Source organism: Alcaligenes sp. SMD-FA, from assembly GCF_025960365.1.
GTDB classification, from domain to species: domain Bacteria; phylum Pseudomonadota; class Gammaproteobacteria; order Burkholderiales; family Burkholderiaceae_B; genus Alcaligenes; species Alcaligenes aquatilis.
The window spans coordinates 1,272,124-1,288,922 of the sequence record NZ_CP110108.1 but is presented as its reverse complement, the minus strand read 5'-3'; the positions used below and the strand labels follow the sequence as shown (position 1 = coordinate 1,288,922).

Sequence of the window (16,799 nt, the reverse complement as noted above, 5' to 3'; positions counted from 1 at the left end):
ACAAATAACAAAAGGGCCCATGATGAGTGGGCCCCTTTTTTATTGCGATGCGGCTAGCACGTCGGCACGGTGGCGTATTGCTCGGCCAACGCCAGAAAAGCATCCAGCTCGGGCGAACGCCCCGTTTCCTCTTGCATAATCGCTGCCACTGCCGGGGCAAGTGATTGCGCCAGGCGCGCATCCAGGAACAAAAGCCGAGAACGACGGGCCAGCATGTCTTCCACGGTACGGGCATATTCAAAGCGGCAGGCAAAGCGCACCATGGCGACGCTCAGGCCTGGAGCCAGCTCTTGATCGGCTCCGGGCAAGGTCTGCACCCAATCAGCCTCACTGCCATAAGCATCCAGGCCAGCGGTACGCCCCAAAGAGCGCCGATCGCCTACATAAGAAGCCCCCACCAAGCGTTGTTCCTGAGTCCGGCAGGCAGGCAAAGGCCCCAGCAAACCGGACTGCTGGCAACGTTCCAGCACATCCTCAGCCATAGCTCGGTACGTTGTCCACTTGCCACCCGTTACCGTCAATAAACCATTGGTGCTCACCGTAATGCTGTGTTCCCGGCTGATCGATTGCGTTTTCCCCGCAGCCGACTCAGCAGCCGGACGCACCAAGGGCCGCAAGCCTACCCAGATACTGCGCACGTCCCGCGCAGTCGGAGCTTTTTGCAGATAATTCGCAGACTCTTTCAGAATGAAATCCACTTCCTGGGCCATAGGACGCGGCTCCAAAGGAACATCATCCCGGGGGGTATCCGTGGTTCCCAGAATCAGCTTGCCCAGCCAAGGCACGGCAAACAGTACTCGGCCATCCTTGGTACGCGGCACCAGCAAAGCGTGTTCACCGGGCAGAAATGTCTGATCGACCACCAAGTGCACCCCCTGGCTGGGCGAGACCATAGGCCGCAATTGACGCCCGGCTTCCCGCGCGTCCAGTTCTCGAACCTGATCCACCCACACCCCCGTGGCATTGACCACGCAGTGACTCTGGATCGTATAGGTTTGACCACTTTCTCCGTCCTGGCAGCTCACCCCGGACACCTTACCGTCGCGGTGCATCACTTCTACAACCGGGCAGTAATTGACCAGCAAGGCACCATTCAAGGCTGCCGTACGGGCCAGGGCCAAAGCCAGACGCGCATCGTCAAACTGACCATCCCAATATTTGACACCGCCTTTCAAGCCACTTTGACGGGCGCCCGGCAACAGTTGCCGAATTTTAGAAGCGCTCAGAAACTGGGTATGGCCCAACCCTTCCCGCCCTGCCAAACCGTCGTACGCCATCAAACCAACCCCATAGAACGGGGTTTCCCAGCATTTGTAGCTGGGCATGACAAAAGGCAGGCGCTGCGCCAGATGCGGCGCATTACTGAGCAAATGCATGCGTTCGCGCAAGGCCTCGCGTACCAGGCTGACGTTGCCCTGAGCCAGATAACGCACCCCACCGTGTACCAGCTTGGTGGCCCGCGAGGATGTGCCCTTGGCAAAATCCTGGGCTTCCAACACCACCACACTCAAGCCGCGCAGGGCCGCGTCCAGGGCCACACCCAGGCCGGTTGCCCCGCCCCCCACCACGACCATATCCGCCTGAGTGGTGCGCGCCAAGGCGCCCATCATCTGGGCTCTATCGGTTAATAAGGGGGAACTTAATGTAGTCATAAGATGAGCTTTGGACCTGAAATTAGCAGACACCCGAAAAATCACTGGCTGGCTCGGGATTTACCCTGATTTTAGCCCCTGAACTCTTACCGTCCAGTGAAACTTGTTTGCTCGCGTATCAAGGTGCCTTCAGCTACCGGACACAGGCTACACAGAGCCAGTACACTGTGGTCTGCTCCGCTTTTACTGCCTCATTCGCATGACATTCATACTTGCTCTTGATCAGGGAACTTCCAGCTCGCGCAGCCTAGTTGTCGCGGCAGACGGCCGCATTCTGGCCAAGGCGCAGCAGGAAACCCAGCAATACTATCCACGCACAGACTGGGTGGAACACGATCCCCAGGAAATTCTGGACACACAGTTTCGGACCGCCCGACAAGCGATTGAGCAGGCCGGTCTGCGCCCCCAGGACATTCACGCCATAGGCATTACCAATCAGCGTGAAACCACCGTGCTGTGGGACCGGAAAACCGGACAGGCCCTGCACAAGGCCATTGTCTGGCAAGACAGGCGCGCCGAGGACTTCTGCGCCCAGTTGCGCGAGCAGGGGTACGAAGCCACCATTACCAGCAAAACCGGCCTGCCCATCGATGCCTATTTTTCAGCCTCCAAGCTGCGCTGGCTGCTGGACTCCATTCCCGGCGCCCGTGAGCGGGCACGGCGCGGTGAACTGGCTTTCGGCACAATTGATAGCTGGCTGATCTGGCATTTAAGCGGCGGCAAGGTCCACGCCACTGATGTCACCAATGCCTCGCGCACCCTGCTCTACAACATTCATAGCCAGCAATGGGACGAGGAGTTGCTGACCCTGTTCAACATCCCGGCCAGCGTATTGCCCCAGGTACAAAGCTCCGCCTCTGAGTTTGGCTGTTGCAGCCCCGAGATTCTGGGCAGCCCCATCCCTATTTGCGGTGTGGCGGGCGACCAACAAAGCGCCCTGTTCGGGCAGGCCTGTACCAAGCCCGGCATGGCCAAAAATACGTACGGCACGGGCTGCTTCCTGTTAATGCACTGTGGCTCGCACATTCCCCAATCCCATAACGGGCTGATCGCGACCAGTGCAGCCCATCACAGCGACACTCCTGCCTACGCACTGGAAGGCAGTGTTTTCATTGGCGGTGCAGTCGTCCAATGGCTACGCGACGGGCTGGGCGCTCTGGAACACAGCGCCCAAGTTGAAGAGCTGGCCCGCAGCGTGCCCGATGCCCAGGGCGTACGGCTGGTTCCCGCCTTCACTGGCCTGGGCGCCCCCTATTGGGATGCCCAAGCCCGAGGCACCATTACCGGTCTGACACGTGCCTCTACCATGGCCCACATTGCCCGCGCGGCCCTGGACAGTATTGCCTACCAAAGCGCCGCCGTGCTGCAAGCCATGAATCGAGATGTACAAGCCAACGGCGGCCCAACTTTGCACGAGCTGCGTGTGGATGGCGGAGCCTGCGCCAATAATCTTCTGATGCAATTTCAGGCAGACTTGTTGGGCCTGCCTGTCGTGCGTCCCGTTACTATTGAGACGACCGCCCTGGGCGCAGCCTATCTGGCGGGCCTGGGCAGCGGTCTGTATTCAGGTCTGCCGGAAATCGCGGCGCTGTGGCAATGCGATCGGGTGTTCGAGCCGGCCATGTCGCGCGACGAAGCTCAAACCCTGATGCTCAGTTGGGAACAAGCCGTGCGTCAGGCGCGTACTTATTGAATTTGCTGTTTTTTTGACGGAAACACCATGCTGCAAAAAATCATTCTAGGCATTGCCATTTTCCTGATCGTCATGTTGGGCTTAACCTTTGGCGAGGCCATCATCCGCTACCTCTCCTCCTACCTGGGGTTTCTGTTTGATGACTTCGTCCACTTGATGCGTGAAGTCCAGCATTACCTGACGGTCCACTGGGGTAAGGCCTTGATTGCCTTGCTCATTACCATCCCGCTGGTCATCTGGATTTCCAAGAACAAAAAAGATGAGATGTCCAAACCCAACAGCCACCGCAAGATTGCGATTGTGTTGGCGATTTTCCTGGGCTGGCTAGGCGTACACCGCTTTTACCTGGGCCAGATCGGCATGGGACTGCTGTTCCTGGTACTGTTTGCCATCTGGGCCCCGCTGGCTTACTTCCTGGCCCTGATCGACGCCTTGCGCTACGCCTTCATGGGCGACGACGAGTTCAAGCTGGTTCGTTAATTTTCATCATTCCCCCCCTTACTCGGTAACGACACCCCAAAAGTTGGAGACAGATCCAACCTTTGGGGATGAGCCGGGACACACAGCAGTCCATTGCGGGCTGCTGTGTGCCAGGTGAATCCGAGCGGCATGCAGGCCGCGAGGTGGAGCGCAAGCCAAAGGCGTAGCGTGGGGATATTGTTCTGGCTGACCGCTTGGTGCGTTCCCCAAACTTGATAGCGGCAAATGAACACGCTCCATTCAGAAGGTTTTGTGGCTCTATCAGGGAAAACCACAGCGCGCGCGGCACCCAAGCCTAGCTCCTTGATTTTCAACATTTATATTAGCCACCATACTTTTTAGGTATTCAAGTAAACCTTTTTAGTCTTGGAAATCTCCAAGCTGCTTCGTGTTCAATCAAATCCGGGAGGACACTCCCTATGGCACTCGCATCCACGGCTTCATAAGCGGGCACATCTGCAACTTGCATCGGAGGTCCGCCAGATGACGAGGGTCACGACAAACATAACTAGATTGAGACACAAGACAATGCGATGCACTAAAACTACCTATTTGCTGCGCAGCGTGCTGGGCCTGGCCTTGGCCGCCTGCACGCTAAGCAGCCACGCCGCCACAAAGACACAACGCCCCAATATTTTGCTGATCGTGGCCGATGATCTGGGCTATTCAGACATAGGTGCGTTTGGCGGGGAAATCTCCACCCCCAACCTGGACGCCCTGGTCAAAGACGGCGTAGCCCTGACCGACTTTTACGCCTCCCCCTTCTGTTCCCCGACCCGCGCCATGCTGATGTCCGGCGCGGACAACCACCAGGTCGGCTTTGGTGGCATGGCCGAACTGATGACACCTCAGCAGCGCGCCCTACCGGGCTACGAAGGCTTTCTGAGCGACCGGGCCCTGCCCTTTCCACTGGTCCTGCAAGACAATGGCTACCGAACCTATATGGTGGGCAAATGGCATTTAGGCGTGACCGAAGAGGTCGCCCCACCCAATCGCGGCTTTGACCAGTCCTATGCCTTGATGCACGGTGGCGCCAGCCACTTTGACCAAAGCGGCATCATCACGTTCGACGCCAACAAAGCGCCGGTTGCCCTGTACCGTGAAAACGGCAAGCAAGTGCAGTTGCCCAAGGACTTTTACTCCAGCGAGTTTTTTGCCTCGCGCCTGCTGTCCTACATGGACGCGGACACGCGCCAGGACCAGCCTTTCTTCGCTTACCTGGCCTTTACCGCGCCGCATTGGCCTTTGCATGCGCCCGAAGAATACATACGTAAATATGAAGGCCGCTACGATGCAGGCTATGACGTGCTGCGTGAAGAACGCCTGGAACGCATGAAGAAACTGGGGCTAGTCCCCCAGGACATGCAAGGCTATGTGGGCAATCCAGCCTGGCCACGCTGGAAAGCGCTGAGTCCTGAGCAGCAGCGCGTAGAAAGCAAACGAATGGCCGTCTACGCCGCCATGGTGGAATCCATGGACGCGCAAATTGGCCGCGTCATCGACCACCTGAAACAAACCGGCCAATACGACAACACCGTCGTGATCTTCCTGTCTGACAACGGTGCCGACGGCAATACCGTGCTGGATGAAGGTGAAACCCGCGCTTGGGCGCACAAGCATCGCGACAACAGCTACGAGAACACAGGCCGTCCCGGCTCCTTTGTCGAATATGGCCCAGGCTGGGCACAAGTTGGCTCCACGCCATTCAACCTTTACAAAGCCTTTATGTATGAAGGCGGTATCTCGGTGCCCAGCATCATGCGCGTACCCGGTGCTACACGTCAGGGCGAGTTTGTGCGCGCCCCAGCTCACGTCACCGACATCGCCCCCACGATTCTGGCCTTGGCCCAGATCGAGCAACCCAAGGGCGAATACCGTGGCCGCCAAGTTATCCCCATGCAGGGTAACTCCATGGTGGATGTGCTGACAGGTCTCAGCGATCAAGTGCATGAAACCTTCCGCCAAGGCTGGGAGCTGAATGGCCGCCGCGCCATGCGCCTGGGTGACTGGAAAATCGTCTACGCCAATGCACCGTGGGGCAAAGACCGCTGGGAGCTGTTCAATCTGGCCGAAGACCGCGCCGAGCTGAACGACCTGTCCGAAACACATCCTGAAAAGCTGAAAGAGCTGATTGCCGAGTACGAGCACTATGCCAAGCGTAACGGTGTGGAGGATTTTGAAGGTCTGGCGTCCCGCCCTGGCTACAGCAACAGCCTGAACTACTACAAGGATCTGGATGAAGTCCTTTAAGCTCCCCCGAGCCAAGGCACTGCTGACAGTATGCGGACTGCTGGCAACAGCTCCGCTGCCCGCAGCGGCACAAGGCTCCGTCCTGCCCCCTCCCCCGATGCCAGCGCACGATTGCCAGGCGTATAGCGGCATACCGGCAGGCTTCGGCCCAGCCAAGCAAGGCGTCGCCAATCAGGCCGGTTTGGTCGCCATTGCTGGCGGGCGCTTTCTGATGGGTTCCGACGAGGGCTACCCTGAAGAAAAGCCGGTACACCCCGTGCAAGTCCAGGCCTTTCAGATAGATCAGCACGAAGTCACCAATGCCCAGTTCGCGCAATTTGTGGCGGCGACAGGCTATGTCACCCAGGCGGAACGGGTGCCGGAATTCCCATCGAATGCTCAGGTTCCCGAGCAGTATCGTCAGCCCGGATCCGCCGTCTTTACGCCACCGTCAGCGACACATGACCACGATCACGATCACCACGACGGGCACAATCAGCATGCCCCTACCAGCAATTACAACTGGTGGGTATGGGTACCGGGTGCCAACTGGCGCCACCCCGGTGGCCCCGATACCAATCTGAATGGCCGGGACAATCATCCGGTCGTCCATATTGCTTACGAGGATGCGCTGGCCTACGCCCGCTGGTTGGGACGCGATCTGCCTACCGAAGAGCAATGGGAATTTGCGGCGCGCGGCGGACTGGAAAGTGCACGCTACCCTTGGGGCAATACGCCTGAAGTGCGTGGCCGTTTGATGGCCAACACCTGGCAAGGTAACTTCCCCGCCAAAAACCTGCTGCGTGATGGCTACGAAGGCACTGCCCCTGTGGGCTGTTTTCCGGCCAACAACTATGGCCTGTGGGATTCAGTCGGTAATGTCTGGGAATGGACACGCAGTGCATGGCAGCCCCAACATCGGCCCCTGACACCCAAACCCCTTGTCGCAGCGGCAAAGGATGCCAAGGAAAACCCGGCAACGGGCGTCATCAAGGGCGGCTCGTTTCTGTGTGCGGCCAATTTCTGCGTACGCTATCGTCCAGCCTCACGACAGCCACAGGAAACCACCCTGTCTACCCAGCATGTGGGCTTTCGTACCGTGCTGAATAGGGAACAAAAGTAAAAACTGGAAAAACAGGATTGGTTCTTGCCAAGCCTGGCTCCAAACAATCATCCCCTCGTTGTTGACGAGGGGATGATTTCACACAAGGTCTTGTCACGAGCAGGCTAACAAAAACGCTTCGCTTAAGTCATCACGCCTGTTTCAGACAGGGCCACGTCTTTCTCCTTGCCGGCCCGGTGGTCCAGAGTCTCGCTGACACTTTCCCAAGCGTTCTGCAAACTATCAAACACACGACTGGCGTGAATCTGCTTGAACAGTCCCATGCGTACCAGCTTGCGAGTCACTTTCTCGTTGGCTTCGCAAAGAGCCACCATGACATTGCGCTGCTCCAGCTCCGCCAGGGCGGTTTCCAGAGCCTGCATGGCCGTCGCATCCACAAACGGCACGTAATTCAGACGCAGGACCACGGCCCGAACCGGCTCGGGCACCGTCAGCAAGGAACGATTCACCGCCTCCACGCTGGCAAAAAAGTACGGCCCTTCCAAGGTGAGCACCGAAATATCCTGGCGCAGCTCCTGGTTAAGGGGCAAATCCAATGCCCGCTGCAAACGACGGCCTTCCAGCGCCCGCACCTGCACCCCATCTGAGGTGCGTTTGAGCACATACAACATGGCCAGAACCACCCCGATGTTGACGGCCACGACCAGATCCGCAAATACCGTCAGCGCAAACGTCACCCATAAAATGAATAAGTCAGCCGGGGGCATGCGACGCTGCAAACGAAGCACCAGCTTGGCCTGACTCATGTTCCAGGCCACCATGAACAAAATGGCGGCCAGCACCGTCAGCGGAATATAGGCGGCCAGCGGCGCTAACAGTAACAAAACCAGCACCAGGAAAACCGCATGCACGATACCGGCGATGGGGCTGTCGCCACCATTACGAATATTGGTAGCGGTACGGGCAATCGCCCCGGTCGCCGCGATCCCGCCGAACAAGGGCGAGAGTACGTTGGCAATCCCCTGCCCGACCAGCTCCTGATTGGAGTCGTGGCGGGTCCCAGTCATGGAATCGGCCACGACCGCGGACAGCAAGGACTCGATCGCGCCCAGCATGGCAATGGCAAAGGCAGGCCCGATCAACTCCACCACACGGGTCAAGGTAATGTCTGGCCATTGGAACGACGGCAAGCCACTGGGCAAGGCCCCGAAGCTGGAACCGATCGTGGCCACCGACTCAAAACGGAATATCGCCTGGATAAGCGTGATGAGCACCAAGGCCACCAAAGGGCCGGGTAAACGCACCAGACTGGGAACCTTGGGGACCAGAATCAAAATAGCCAAGGACAAGGCACCTAAAAGCGTGGTTGCCCCATCCAGTGAAGGCAGGTTCTGTAGCAAGAACCAGAGCTTCTCGTGAAAGTGCTGCCCCTCGACAACGGGAAGGCCAAAAAAGTCCCGCCACTGGCCCACCCAGATAATCACCCCAATACCTGCGGTAAAACCCACAATGACCGGATCGGGGATAAAGCGGATGACCGCCCCCAGGCGCAACAGGCCCAGCAGCAGCAAAATCACCCCAGCCATCAGCGTGGCAATTTGCAGCCCAGCCACGCCATGCTGGGCCACCACCCCGGACAAGATGACAATGAAAGCGCCCGTCGGCCCGGCAATCTGGACCCGACTGCCACCAAATAAAGAAACCGCCAAACCGGCAATAATGGCGGTATACAAACCCTGCTCGGGCTTGACTCCAGATGCAATAGCAAAAGCCATGGCCAGCGGCAAGGCCACCACCCCCACCACCAAACCAGCCAGCAGGTTATTTAGCCAATGTTTTCGCCCCAGGAGCCCGGCTCGACCCGCTTCCAGCAGTGCAATCATCGCGCGTCCTTGTCATGCCCAGCCTGCTCGACACAGATGAGAAACAAGCGGGGCCCAAACTCAAATGAAGCCTTAATGATACTACTGTGTGTCAAATCAACTTCACGTTAGTGATGGGCTTATTTGACGCAACATAAGAATGAAGCATAAAAAAACCCCACCTAAAAGAGGTGGGGCTCAATTGCACGAAACACGGAATTTAAGGATTGCGGGCGCGAAGCAGACGCAAGCTGTTCAGCACCACCAGCAAGCTGGCGCCCACGTCGGCAAACACCGCCATCCACATGGTGGCCTGTCCGGTCAGGGCCATCACCAGGAATACCGCCTTGATACCCAAGGCCAGGCTGATGTTCTGCCACAGAACGGCGTGCAAGGCTCGGGACTGACGCATCAGCAAGGCAATCTTGCCCAGATCATCGTCCATCAAGGCCACGTCAGCAGTTTCAATTGCAATGTCTGAACCCAGCGCCCCCATGGCGATACCTACATCCGCACGGGCCAGGGCAGGCGCATCATTGATGCCATCGCCCACCATCGCCACCAGGCCCTTGCCCAGCTTTTCCTCGATACGGTCCAGCTTATCCTGTGGCAGCAACCCGCCTCGGAAATCCTTGATTCCGGCTTGCCGAGCTACATGGCGCACAGCTTGTTCGTGGTCGCCCGAGAGCACCTCCACTTGCACGCCCTGCGCCTGCAGATCACGGATCGCTGGGGTGGTGGTGGGACGCAGGGTATCCATCATGGCGAACCAGGCCAGCAGCCCTTGCTCATCACCCAGATACACCATGGTGGCACCGCTCTCTACGGCTTGCTGTTCGCCCTGACTGGACTGGGCCTGGTTCTGGCCCAGCACCCAGCTACGCTTGCCCAGACGCAATTGGCCTGTCGCCCCTTGTGCCTGCACACCATTGCCGGCCAAGGCCTCGAACTGGTCCAGGCTTAGCAGGCCCGATGCCACGCGACCACGTGCAATCGCTTGCGAAGCGGGGTGATCCGAACGCTCGGCCAAGGCAAGCGCCATATCCAGCACTTCGCTATCCGACAGGCTTGGACGCAAACTGCCGTATTCGCTCAAGGAAGGTTCGCCCAAAGTCAGGGTGCCAGTCTTGTCCACCGCCAGGTAGCGCAATTGACGAGCCCGTTCCAGATACACGCCGCCTTTAATCAAGATACCGGCACGTGCGGCACTGGCCAAGGCACTGACCACCGCCACCGGGGTGGAAATCACCAGTGCGCAAGGGCAGGCAATCACCAGCAGAACCAGAGCACGGTACACGGACTCCGACCAGCTCACGTCCCAGATCAGGGGCAAGGCCACGGCCATCAAGGCTGCCGCCACCACCACCAAGGGGGTGTAGATGCGAGAGAACTGGTCGACAAAACGCTGAATCGGGGCCTTGTTGGCTTGGGCTTCCTGTACCGAGCGCGTAATGCGGGCCAGCAAGGTGTCATCATGCGCAGCCTGGACTTGATAGACCAGCTCGCCCATACCATTGATGGTGCCTGCAAAGACTTCATCACCAGGGGCTTTATCTACGGGGGCGCTTTCACCCGTAATAGGTGCTTGATTTACCGTGCTTTGACCTTGTAGAACTTCACCATCCAGACCAAACCGTTCACCAGGGGCCACTCGCACCTGCCAGCCAGCCTGTACCTGATTGGCCGGTACGCGTTGCCAGTCCTTGCCATCGGCACTGACCAGCACCTCATCGGGCACCAGCTTAAGCAGACTGTCCACCGCGTTACGGGCGCGGTCCAGGGAACGGGCCTCAATCCATTCAGCCAGGCTGAACAAGGACATCACCATGGCGGCTTCGGGCCATTGGGCCAACAGCACCGCGCCGGTAACGGCAATACTCATCAAGGCATTGATATTGAGCTGACCATTACGCAGCGCAATCCAGCCTTTTTTGTAGACCTGAACGCCGCCGGACAAGATCGCCGCCAGAGCCAGAATAATGACCAGCCACTCGGGTGCCGCCAGCCAATGACTGATCTCGGCGGCCAAAGCCAGCACCACAGCCCCGGCAATGCGGATCAGACCTTGTTTAGGCGAGACCTGCTTTACAGGCTTCTCGTCAGCCATGCGGGGCTCAAAACCCAGGCCACGCAGGGCACTGAGCACCTTGTCGCGAGCGCCCTCCATGTGATCCACGGTCAAAACCCGCTGCATCAGATCAAAACCCAGACTCTGGACCTGATCCAGCTTTTTCAGGCCGGAGCGAATCATGTTCTCTTCCGCCGGGCAGTCCATGTCGGCAATATGCACCACCAGACGGGTAGAAGTACTGGCCGCCAACGCGACCGATGGCCCCAAAACAGGCGCCGAGCAGCACGCCCCTTCGTGAGCGTGTGGCGCCTGTTCAGCATGGTCGTGACGGTGATCATGCTCATGGTTGTGATCGCTCATCGCATGGCCATGATCATGGCTATGCTCATGGCCGGTCTGGCAGGCCGATGATGTGCGCAGCCCCACCTCGGGCTTGGACGTATTGTTCGCTGATGTCATAGCAGTTCCTCGCTTCTTGCATGAGACCAGTAGAAAGCCTAAAGTAACTACAAGGTCAAGCCTATTGGAGGCAAAGCAATGAAAATTGGCGAGCTGGCTGAAAAAAGCCACTGCAACACGGAAACCATCCGCTATTACGAGAAGGTCGGGCTGCTGCCCGAACCTGAGCGCAGCGAGGGCAACTACCGCCTATATCGCACTATCCATCTGGAACGGCTGCGTTTTATCCGCAACTGCCGCAGCCTTGACATGACGCACGAAGAAATTCGCGGTCTGTTGGCGTTCATGGACGGTCCGGCGCAAGACTGCGCCCCGGTAAACGAATTGCTCGATGAACACATCGAGCACGTTGCCGTACGAATTGCGGAACTGGAACACCTGCAAAAGCAATTGATTGAGCTTCGCCACCGCTGCGGACAAGCTGGTGGCCTGGAGCATTGCGGCATTTTGCAGGGTTTGGTGAATATGGAGCCGGATCAGGTTCCGGCTCCCAGCACTCATTTGGGTTAAGGCTGTGTGACGTGGCATTTAGCCACGCACCCGCCCTGCCACCCACATTCCGATCAGCATTGCGACTAAAAACAACACCGCCAAGGGCGCGCCCGACGCCGCCAGCACAACGGCCGGTCCCGGACAAAAGCCCGCTATCCCCCAACCAGCACCAAAAATCAGGGAACCCAATACCAAAGGACGGTCTATTTGACGTTGCTTGGGCAGGTTCATGGGCTGACCCGTCACAAACGCACAAGGACGACGACGCGCCAGAGTGAAGGGCACAATCGCCACCGCAATCGCCGCAGCCATCACCAAGGCCAAAGATGGGTCCCAGGCCCCGGCCAGATCCAGAAACGCCAGCACCTTGCCAGGATTGGCCAAGCCGGAAATCAATAAGCCCAAACCAAAAATCAGGCCGGAAATTAAAGCGATGAAATATTGCATGGCAAGCTCCTTACACCAGATGACGCAGCACAAACACAGTCAAAAAACCGCTGGCCATGAAAGCAAGCGTTGCGACCAAAGAGCGAGGCGACAGGCGCGACAGGCCGCACACACCGTGCCCGCTGGTGCAACCTGAACCCAGACGAGTTCCAAAACCCACCAGCAAACCGGCCACGACCACCCACATCCAGGGCTGCGGCTGTACGGCAGGCACACTTTCCCCGAGCAAGCGATACAGCCAGGGTGCCGCCGCCAAACCTAACAGAGCCATCCAACGCCAGCCCTTGTCCCCCGCCTCCCCGCTCCAGGTGCCGGACAACAAGCCGGATATGCCAAACACCCGACCATTGAACAGCACCAGAATAGAGGCTGCCAAACCCACCAAAGCGCCCCCAAACAAGGCGCTCCACGGTGTAAACGAAGCCCAATCAATTGTGATCATCAGTGCCTCCCGGGGCGCAAAAGATTCCATATAAAGTCTGCATTACCGCCAGCACCGCTGGATTCTCCAAACGGTAATAAACGTATTTACCCTCTTTGCGGCTGGCAATTAACTCTTCGCGCCGCAAAACTGTTAATTGCTGCGATAAAGTAGGCTGAGCAATGCCACTGCGCTGTGCCAACTCTCCCACATTGCATTCTCCCTGCACCAGGGTGCAAAGAATCATCAGGCGGTCGGGATTGGCCAGGCTGGCCAGCAGGCTGCTGGCTTGGCCTGCTACCTGCCGCAAGGCGTCCAATTTTGTTTGATCCATATCGTTCTACAAAAACACAATATATATTATTATATAATATCTTTTAATATTTTATAAGCAACAAGAGGTCTGACATGCTACAAGCCCAGGTCGCCAGCTTCTTTCACACAGACACCTCCACGTTCACCTACGTGGTCTATGCCGCAGGCCAACGCGAATGCGCCATCATCGACTCGGTGCTGGACTATGACGCCGCCTCTGGCCGCAGCAGCACTGTCTCGGCTCAAAAGGTCGTGGATTTTGTGCGCCAGCAGCAGTTGGACGTGCAATGGATCCTGGAAACTCACGCCCATGCCGACCATCTGTCTGCTGCGGTCTGGTTGCAAGAACAAGTGGGCGGCAAAATCGCCATTGGTGAGCACATCAAGCAAGTGCAGTCCACGTTCAGCCGCATCTTTAATATAGAGGCCGAAATTCAGGCCAATGGCACGCCCTTTGATACGCTGTTCAAGGATCAGGAACAGTTCCAGATTGGTGCGATTCAGGTGCAAGCCCTGCACGTACCCGGCCACACGCCAGCCGATATGGCCTATCACGTTCAAGGGCTGGGCGTCTTTGTAGGCGACACCTTGTTTTTGCCCGATGTCGGCACCGCCCGTTGCGACTTTCCGGGGGGCAGCGCCAGCCATCTGTATGAATCCATCCAGCGCCTGCTGGCCTTGCCCGCAGAGACGGTCTTGTTCATGTGTCACGACTATCCGCCTGAAGGGCGGGAACCTCAATGTCAATGCACGGTTCAAGAACAAAAAGAGGGCAACATCCATGTACACGATGGCATCAGCGTGGAGCAATTTTGCGAGCGCCGCACAGCACGCGATAAAACCCTGGGCATGCCGCGCCTGATCCTGCCATCCATCCAAGTCAATATCCGGGCAGGCCACTTCCCCAAGCCAGAAAGCAATGGTCAGGTCTATCTGAAGCTGCCCGTCAATCAACTCTGAATACGGCTGTACTTTGCGCCCAGGCAGACACAGGCCCGGGCGCAAAAAAACTTTTAAGTCCCAGCCTGCGTATACTGCCTTTTTCTGCAACCCGAACTTCAGAAGGAAATACCAGGCATGACTTACATGGCCCTCAAACACTTGCACATGACAGCCGCCGGGCTGAGCATCTTGTTTTTTATTATTCGGGCCTTCTGGTCAGTGTCCGGCTCATCCTGTTTGCAGAATCGCTTTGTGCGCATTGCCCCACATGTGATCGATACCGTCTTGCTGGTCTGTGGTCTAGCACTGGCCGGCATGTTGGGCGCCGCGGCCAACCAACCCTGGCTGATAACCAAAATTGTGCTGTTGGTGGTTTATATCGTGGTAGGCAGCTATGCCATCAAACGCGGTAAAACCCCCTTTAGCCGAGGTGTGGCCGCACTGATCGCGATTGCCATCTTTGCCTATATCGTGGGCGTGGCGCTGAACCGCAGCCCGGCTTCCTGGTTCGTTTAAGCACACAAGCAGCACATAAAAAAACCCCTGGCAGTGGAGGATTATCCCCACTGCCAGGGGCTTTTTACTGCCCCGCCTTACCAGACACCTATCCAGCGCTGAACCAACAAGCTGCTGACGGCAACTGCAATCCAGACTCCCAGGCCCAGCAAGGCAGGTCGCGCGCCGGCTCGTGCCATCACCTTTAAATCCGAGCACAAGCCAATGGCAGCCAGGGCCAGCACCATCAGGAATTCAGCCAGGAAACGCAGCGGTTCCAACCACTCCACCGGCACCCAACCGAGCGAGCGCATTGCCGAGGCCACCATGAACCAGACAATGAACCAAGGAAACACCCGCATCAGGTCAAAATCCCGACCCGCCTGACGCGAACGCCACATTTCCAGGCCAGCCAGAATCAGGCAGATAGGAATAATCAGGGTGGCACGCGTCAATTTCACGATCGTGGCGTGGTCACCAGCCTGACGGCTGTAGCTATACCCTGCCGCCACCACCGAGGACGTATCGTTGATGGCCGTGCCCGCCCATACCCCAAAACCGGCGTCGGACATATTCATCATGTGACCGGCCAAGGGGAAAATCAGCACCGCCACAATATTGAAGATAAAAATGGTCGAGATCGCCAGAGCCGTTTCATGCTCTTCGGGTTTAAGAATCGGTGTCACCGCCGCAATCGCCGAACCGCCACAAATCGCCGTCCCCACCCCGATCAAGGTACGCAGCTTGGAAGGAATGCCCAAGGCTCGGCCCAGTACCAGTGCCGTCACAAAAGCCACCGTCAACGTCACCAGAGTTACAGCCAGCGAATCCATGCCGGTACGCATCACTTGCGGCAGGCTCAAACCAAAACCCAGGCCAATAATCGACCACTGCAACAGCACTTTGGACGAAAAGCGCAAACCGGGCTGAAACACCGGAGCCACGCCCATGCTGTTACGCAGTACCATCCCCAGGACAATCGCAAAAACAGGGCCGCCAATCAACGGCCACAATTTCCCCAGGCCCATGGCGGCAACACCCACAGCCACCGCCAGTAAAAAGCCCCACAAACGGGACGGCTTCAGAGAGAAACCCGATTTGCCCTGCGCCTTCAGGGCGGTGCTTCCTGCTGGTAAATCGGTCACACTGCTCATCTCGTCATTCCAGATATGTAATAAGTAAAAGTAATTTTAGGTTGACCCCGAGTATTAAAAAATTCATTATTACTTATCGTAAGTATCAATTTTATTTATCATGAACGCGATCAGCATCAGACAACTGGAAGTGTTTGTCGGCATTGCCACTTTGGGCACGGTGCGCGCTTGCGCGGCCAACATTCACTTGTCCCAACCCGCCGCCAGCATGGCCTTGGCCGAACTGGAAAAGCAGCTGGATTGCCCCTTGTTTGAACGCACACCAGGGCGCATGCAGCTGACCAGTCGTGGCAAGCAATTGCTACCGCACGCGCGCGAAATCCTGGAGCGTCTGCGGGAGATGCAAAGCCAGCAGAACGAGCGCGAGCTGCGTGGCGAAATTCGCATCGGGGCCAGCAATACGGTCGGTAACTACCTGATCGGGGATCTGGTGGGGCCATTTGTACGCCAGCATCCGCGCGTGTCCCTGCATGTGTCGGTAGACAACACGGCCAACATCATCAACCAGTTGCTCGAGCACAGCTGCGACATCGCTTGCGTGGAGGGTCCGGTCAACCATCCGCAATTGGAAGCCTGGATCTGGCGCGACGATGCGCTGGTGGTCTGCGCCGCCCCCGACCACCCACTGGCCACCAAAACCACTTTGAAAAAACAGGACTTTGCGGGCATGAGCTGGATCATGCGCGAACGTGGCTCGGCCTCCCGTGCGCTGACCGAACAAGCCCTGAATGTGCTGCCTGGCGGGCATGTGCTGATGGAGCTGGGCCAGGTGGAAGCCATTAAACAGGCCGTCATCGCCGGGCTAGGTCTGGCCTGCCTGCCACAAGCGGCCACTCAGGATGCTGTTGCCAATCAGCGACTACGTATTCTGGATACGCCCTTTCTGGACTTAAAGCGTCGTCTATCTCTGGTGCTACACAAGGAACGCTACCGCAGCCAGGTTTTAAGCGCCTTTGCGCAACATCTGCACAGCCCGGAACCGGGCTCGTCAGGCACGGAAAATTGACGCAAGTTTGCATTCTTG

Annotated in this window: 15 protein-coding genes; 8 read left to right on the top strand and 7 right to left on the bottom strand. The window is 57.7% G+C overall.

Annotated elements, in window-relative coordinates; genetic code table 11:
* Positions 1 to 53: 53 nt before the first annotated feature.
* On the bottom strand, positions 54 to 1,652 hold the full coding sequence (locus OKX01_RS05900; RefSeq protein ID WP_264672605.1) for a glycerol-3-phosphate dehydrogenase/oxidase: 1,599 nt from the start codon (positions 1,650 to 1,652) through the stop codon (positions 54 to 56).
* A 199-nt stretch (positions 1,653 to 1,851) separates the two neighbouring features.
* Between OKX01_RS05900 and glpK the strand changes: the two genes are divergently transcribed.
* The 4 genes from glpK to OKX01_RS05880 all read left to right on the top strand — a co-directional run bounded on the left by glpK (position 1,852) and on the right by OKX01_RS05880 (position 7,177).
* Entirely contained in the window at positions 1,852 to 3,345 is a 1,494-nt protein-coding gene (gene glpK / locus OKX01_RS05895) for a glycerol kinase GlpK (protein WP_264672604.1), read from the top strand.
* Between the two features lie 27 nt (positions 3,346 to 3,372).
* Entirely contained in the window at positions 3,373 to 3,825 is a 453-nt protein-coding gene (locus tag OKX01_RS05890; protein WP_108727128.1) for a TM2 domain-containing protein, read from the top strand.
* A gap of 528 nt (positions 3,826 to 4,353) precedes the next feature.
* Positions 4,354 to 6,075 (top strand): arylsulfatase, encoded by a 1,722-nt coding sequence (locus OKX01_RS05885; RefSeq protein ID WP_264672603.1) that lies wholly within the window; start codon positions 4,354 to 4,356, stop codon positions 6,073 to 6,075.
* The gene (locus tag OKX01_RS05880) at positions 6,062 to 7,177 is read left to right on the top strand and encodes a formylglycine-generating enzyme family protein (protein WP_264672602.1); all 1,116 of its coding nucleotides are present in this window, start codon (positions 6,062 to 6,064) and stop codon (positions 7,175 to 7,177) included. Before OKX01_RS05885 ends, OKX01_RS05880 begins: the two co-directional genes overlap by 14 nt.
* 122 nt (positions 7,178 to 7,299) lie before the next feature.
* On the opposite strand, the gene OKX01_RS05875 is transcribed toward OKX01_RS05880, so the two are convergent.
* The gene (locus tag OKX01_RS05875; RefSeq protein WP_094196083.1) at positions 7,300 to 9,000 is read right to left on the bottom strand and encodes a SulP family inorganic anion transporter; all 1,701 of its coding nucleotides are present in this window, start codon (positions 8,998 to 9,000) and stop codon (positions 7,300 to 7,302) included.
* A 199-nt stretch (positions 9,001 to 9,199) separates the two neighbouring features.
* A complete protein-coding gene (locus OKX01_RS05870; protein WP_264672601.1) occupies positions 9,200 to 11,509 on the bottom strand; it encodes a heavy metal translocating P-type ATPase in 2,310 nt (769 codons plus the stop codon).
* A 78-nt stretch (positions 11,510 to 11,587) separates the two neighbouring features.
* Here OKX01_RS05870 and cadR point away from each other — a divergent pair, with 78 nt between their 5' ends.
* Positions 11,588 to 12,019 carry a Cd(II)/Pb(II)-responsive transcriptional regulator gene (gene cadR, locus OKX01_RS05865; protein ID WP_094196082.1) on the top strand — a complete coding sequence of 144 codons (432 nt, stop codon included), beginning with the start codon at positions 11,588 to 11,590 and terminating at the stop codon, positions 12,017 to 12,019.
* A gap of 18 nt (positions 12,020 to 12,037) precedes the next feature.
* Here the strand turns inward: cadR and OKX01_RS05860 are convergent, their stop codons facing one another.
* From OKX01_RS05860 to OKX01_RS05850, 3 genes are read right to left on the bottom strand one after another with little or no spacing between them, the layout of a single operon-like run.
* Positions 12,038 to 12,448 (bottom strand): DUF6691 family protein, encoded by a 411-nt coding sequence (locus OKX01_RS05860; protein ID WP_094196081.1) that lies wholly within the window; start codon positions 12,446 to 12,448, stop codon positions 12,038 to 12,040.
* Between the two features lie 10 nt (positions 12,449 to 12,458).
* Positions 12,459 to 12,890 carry a YeeE/YedE family protein gene (locus OKX01_RS05855; RefSeq protein ID WP_199827863.1) on the bottom strand — a complete coding sequence of 144 codons (432 nt, stop codon included), beginning with the start codon at positions 12,888 to 12,890 and terminating at the stop codon, positions 12,459 to 12,461.
* The gene (locus OKX01_RS05850) at positions 12,877 to 13,203 is read right to left on the bottom strand and encodes an ArsR/SmtB family transcription factor (RefSeq protein ID WP_094196080.1); all 327 of its coding nucleotides are present in this window, start codon (positions 13,201 to 13,203) and stop codon (positions 12,877 to 12,879) included. The genes OKX01_RS05855 and OKX01_RS05850 overlap by 14 nt, the downstream gene beginning before the upstream one ends.
* 74 nt (positions 13,204 to 13,277) lie before the next feature.
* Here OKX01_RS05850 and OKX01_RS05845 point away from each other — a divergent pair, with 74 nt between their 5' ends.
* Positions 13,278 to 14,144, top strand: coding sequence for an MBL fold metallo-hydrolase (locus OKX01_RS05845; protein WP_264672600.1), 867 nt, complete (start codon positions 13,278 to 13,280; stop codon positions 14,142 to 14,144).
* 117 nt (positions 14,145 to 14,261) lie between these two features.
* Positions 14,262 to 14,642: a SirB2 family protein gene (locus tag OKX01_RS05840; RefSeq protein WP_094196078.1), complete on the top strand. Its 381-nt coding sequence runs from the start codon at positions 14,262 to 14,264 to the stop codon at positions 14,640 to 14,642.
* A 77-nt stretch (positions 14,643 to 14,719) separates the two neighbouring features.
* On the opposite strand, the gene OKX01_RS05835 is transcribed toward OKX01_RS05840, so the two are convergent.
* Positions 14,720 to 15,775: a YeiH family protein gene (locus tag OKX01_RS05835; RefSeq protein ID WP_264672599.1), complete on the bottom strand. Its 1,056-nt coding sequence runs from the start codon at positions 15,773 to 15,775 to the stop codon at positions 14,720 to 14,722.
* A gap of 100 nt (positions 15,776 to 15,875) precedes the next feature.
* Between OKX01_RS05835 and OKX01_RS05830 the strand changes: the two genes are divergently transcribed.
* Positions 15,876 to 16,781, top strand: a complete 906-nt coding sequence (locus tag OKX01_RS05830) for a LysR family transcriptional regulator (protein ID WP_264672598.1) — start codon at positions 15,876 to 15,878, stop codon at positions 16,779 to 16,781.
* Positions 16,782 to 16,799 lie beyond the last annotated feature (18 nt).

Coding starts and splice junctions, on each gene's coding strand:
- OKX01_RS05900 (WP_264672605.1), bottom strand. CDS start 1,652: ATGACTACATTAAGTTCCCCCTTATTAACCGATAGAGCCCAGATGATG.
- glpK (WP_264672604.1), top strand. CDS start 1,852: ATGACATTCATACTTGCTCTTGATCAGGGAACTTCCAGCTCGCGCAGC.
- OKX01_RS05890 (WP_108727128.1), top strand. CDS start 3,373: ATGCTGCAAAAAATCATTCTAGGCATTGCCATTTTCCTGATCGTCATG.
- OKX01_RS05885 (WP_264672603.1), top strand. CDS start 4,354: ATGCGATGCACTAAAACTACCTATTTGCTGCGCAGCGTGCTGGGCCTG.
- OKX01_RS05880 (WP_264672602.1), top strand. CDS start 6,062: ATGAAGTCCTTTAAGCTCCCCCGAGCCAAGGCACTGCTGACAGTATGC.
- OKX01_RS05875 (WP_094196083.1), bottom strand. CDS start 9,000: ATGATTGCACTGCTGGAAGCGGGTCGAGCCGGGCTCCTGGGGCGAAAA.
- OKX01_RS05870 (WP_264672601.1), bottom strand. CDS start 11,509: ATGACATCAGCGAACAATACGTCCAAGCCCGAGGTGGGGCTGCGCACA.
- cadR (WP_094196082.1), top strand. CDS start 11,588: ATGAAAATTGGCGAGCTGGCTGAAAAAAGCCACTGCAACACGGAAACC.
- OKX01_RS05860 (WP_094196081.1), bottom strand. CDS start 12,448: ATGCAATATTTCATCGCTTTAATTTCCGGCCTGATTTTTGGTTTGGGC.
- OKX01_RS05855 (WP_199827863.1), bottom strand. CDS start 12,890: ATGATCACAATTGATTGGGCTTCGTTTACACCGTGGAGCGCCTTGTTT.
- OKX01_RS05850 (WP_094196080.1), bottom strand. CDS start 13,203: ATGGATCAAACAAAATTGGACGCCTTGCGGCAGGTAGCAGGCCAAGCC.
- OKX01_RS05845 (WP_264672600.1), top strand. CDS start 13,278: ATGCTACAAGCCCAGGTCGCCAGCTTCTTTCACACAGACACCTCCACG.
- OKX01_RS05840 (WP_094196078.1), top strand. CDS start 14,262: ATGACTTACATGGCCCTCAAACACTTGCACATGACAGCCGCCGGGCTG.
- OKX01_RS05835 (WP_264672599.1), bottom strand. CDS start 15,775: ATGAGCAGTGTGACCGATTTACCAGCAGGAAGCACCGCCCTGAAGGCG.
- OKX01_RS05830 (WP_264672598.1), top strand. CDS start 15,876: ATGAACGCGATCAGCATCAGACAACTGGAAGTGTTTGTCGGCATTGCC.